The 3,271-nt window shown below is 55.9% G+C and carries 2 protein-coding genes and 1 pseudogene; 2 read left to right on the forward strand and 1 reads right to left on the reverse strand.

What is annotated here, in order from left to right; genetic code table 11:
• The coding region (locus VEV40_RS16610; protein ID WP_324833933.1) for a non-lysosomal glucosylceramidase at positions 1-2,181 on the reverse strand (2,181 nt) is incomplete at its 3' end.
• 119 nt (positions 2,182-2,300) lie between these two features.
• On the opposite strand from VEV40_RS16610, the gene VEV40_RS16615 reads away from it, so the two are divergent.
• Together VEV40_RS16615 and VEV40_RS16620 are read left to right on the forward strand one after the other, a co-directional pair.
• Positions 2,301-2,825, forward strand: a complete 525-nt coding sequence (locus tag VEV40_RS16615; protein ID WP_324833934.1) for an LptE family protein — start codon at positions 2,301-2,303, stop codon at positions 2,823-2,825.
• 177 nt (positions 2,826-3,002) lie between these two features.
• Positions 3,003-3,271, forward strand: a pseudogene (locus VEV40_RS16620) (DNA polymerase III subunit delta); the annotation flags it as partial.

Raw genomic sequence — 3,271 nt, forward strand, 5'->3', positions numbered from 1 at the left:
TTTCGGCCCCATGCCATTCACTGCCCCCATCTCTCCATTGCCGAAGAGCAGCACATTGTTGTTGTAAACCGTCTTCAGCACGGAGAGCCGCATTCGCTTAGGAACCAACTCGCCGAGGCCGGTAAGGTTGGCGTACCATTGACCTGCCAGTTGATCGGCCATGATGTCGGAGCGGTATTCGCTTCTCGTGTCGTAATCGAAATACTTCCCATTCCATAATTTGGTGATGTATGCCAGCTGTGCGCGCCGGTAGAGCGCGTTGTATTCGCTGGCGGTGTTGGGGTCGCCGACCTTCAGTGCGATCTCAGTCATCGCCCGCAAAGCTGCGAGATAAAGCCCCCCGCTGTAGGCGCTCTCACCGGTCGCGATCCAGTCGTCGTAGGTTTGGTCAGGGAAGCCGCCATTTTCAATCAGCCCGTCGCCGTCGGTGTCGTACTGGCGCAGGTGTTCCATAGCTGCCTTCACGCCGTTCCATTCATAGTGCAGGAAGGTGAGGTCTTTGCTGCCCGTGTAGACGTAGTCACGCCACACCATCAGCACAAACTTGCTGTTCAGGTCGCGCCAGTTCGATACATCCTGATAGTTGTACTGATTTACGTTTACAAACGGGTCTTCCTGCGGTGCGCCAAGATCATGCGGCACCGCCCCGGCTACCTTTCGCTCCATGGTCGCGAATTTGTGCTCATGCATTGCCTGCCACAGCCATAGGTACTTCTGTGGATTACTCTCCTGGACCGTGTCTGCGTACTGACGCATAACCTGTTTCTCAATCTCCGGCCAGAAGCGAATCAACGGAAACGATCCGTAGAAGCGGACATCCGAGGTGCCGTAGTAAACATAGTCAAAGCATTCCAGATAGCTGAAGGTGTCCTCGTCCTTCGACGAGAAATGGTTCGGGTTGCTTATTCCATCCAATTCGTGTGCCCACACTGTTCCGCCGTCGGCGAGGATGTACATCTCATTGAAAAGCTCGCCGCGAAACCACAACGGCTTCGATTCGTCTTCGATGTACGGCTTCTGCCACGCGTCGATAGCCTTGCTCCACTCATCGTCGTGTTCCAGCGCGGCCTTCGCGATTCGCCAGGCGTTGGTACCTTCCGCGCCGAAGAACTTTGTGTAGTGGCGAACCCACTTGCGGCCTCCTCCAAACTGAATTAGCGGGAAGTCCCATGCCAGCGCCATGGGAACCTGCTTCTTTTCATGCGGATCGAGCGTAAAGCGCACTGCAATAGCGCCGGCAAGTTGCTCGCCGCTGCTGGCAACGTCCAGGCTTGCGCTCGGCAACCGGCCGTCGGTGGAAAACGGAGTCCAGACTTCATCGCCCATGGCCTGCGGGTAGTACGTGGTCATGTAAGTCACTTCAACGCCCGGACTAGACCTTGTCGCGATTGCAAACTGACCATCCCACTCTTCGCGCACATTTCCCGTGCGCAGCCTGTCGAAAACAATGCCTTGCAACGACACGCCGGCTTCGCCCGATACGTCTTCAGAAACATAACGGTTTCTGTCCTGATTGCTGAGTGCGCCGTTAAAGCCGCTTGACGTGTCGCGAAACCAGCCGACCATATTTGTCCAGGAAAATAATACGGAGATGGTCATGCGCTTGTCGGTTGGGTTTTCTGCATACCAGTTATAGAGCGCGACCGGGTAGCTCGATTCCTTATAGTTGTTAGGCAGCACGGGCGAAAACTGCTCGACTGTAAGCTTCACGCCGTTCAGTTGCGCCGGGTCATAGGCGAACCACGACTTGGGATAGAGTGCCGCATACTCACCCGCGCCGGCGGGATACGACCAGTTCCAGGATGAGAGGGATCCATCCGGCGGTTTGCCAGTGGAGAGCGCTACCGCCTTCGCCGTGCCTCCTTCCGGCTGCACAAAAACGGCAAACTGGTCGCCTGGTACATTGGCATATTTATGGACACCAGCTTTCATATGCCACCGCTCAAAGTTGCCCCGGTAACTGCGCGAAAACGTGCCCGCTCCGAACCCTCCCACCGGCGCGCCCTGCCAGAAACCGTCGTCGATATTCGTTGGCAGCGAGGGCTTGCGCCCGCCGGGATTGGGAGGCGCCTGCCCAATAGGGATGGTCCAGGCAGCGGATGGAATATTATCGTCGGCAAAAAGGCTAAAACAGCACAGCAAAAGCACGCTAAAAACAAAAGTAAAACGATTCAGTGGCAACGTTCTGGGCCCTCCGAACGCAGACATCATACATCGCCCACGCCGCGGTCAATAAAACAAAATGGGTAGCAACAATATATTGCGAACCTGGCCAGTTTGAAATGAGAAAATGTCACAGAATGCCTCGGTTCTCTCTCGTTGTGTCGCTGGCTTGGATTTGCGCGCTTGCCGGCTGCGGCTATCACTCGGTCAATTCCGCCGCGCACCTGCCAAATACGGTGCATACGCTGGCTGTTCCGACTTTCGCCAACCACACACAGTCCTTCCACACGGAAGTTTCATTCACAAACGCGGTAATTCGCGAATTCACAAGCCGCACCCCATATAGAGTGCTCGCAACCGACCATCCCGATGCAGGCGATGCTGTTCTTGAAGGCTCCATCAACAACTTTCAGGTCATTCCGCTCACTTACAACATCCAGACCGGCCAGTCGTCGAGCTACCTCATCACCATTGGCGCCAGCGTCAAGGTGCTCGATCGCGACAAGCGCGTCCTCTACGAGAACAAGAGTTACAGCTTCCGCCAGCAATACCAGACCACGCAGGACCTGGTCAGTTTCATCCAGGAAGACCCCGCCGCAGTCCAGCGCCTTTCTCGTGACTTTGCGCAGGCCCTGGTCTCAGATATTCTGGAGTCCTTCTGATGCATGACGGTTACCCCAACCACGATGTCATCCTGAGCGGAGCGTTCGTAGAACGCGTAGTCGAAGGATCTGCTTTCTTTTCGCGGAGCGAAGATTTCAAAATCAACAGCACCTCCGCGAAACCTCAGCATCCTCTGCGGTGAAATGCATTTCTCGCAACAGGAGATAATCTAGGCAATGGGAGCAAGCTTCGCCTCCACGGATCGTTTCCTCGCCGAGCTCCGCGGCAATAAGCTGCGCCCCGGATACGTCCTTATTGGCGACGAAATCTTTCTCTACGAACGCTGCCGACGCGCTGTACTCGAAGCCTATGTTCCCGCTGACCTGCGCGACTTCTGCCTGTCGGACATCGATCTCGCTGAAACCAGCATCTTTGAAGCCCTCGACCGCGCGCAGACGCCGTCGCTCATGGCCCCGTTCCAGGTGTTGTTCATCCGCAACCTGAA

Source organism: Alloacidobacterium sp. (genome assembly GCF_035631355.1).
GTDB lineage: Bacteria > Acidobacteriota > Terriglobia > Terriglobales > Acidobacteriaceae > Alloacidobacterium.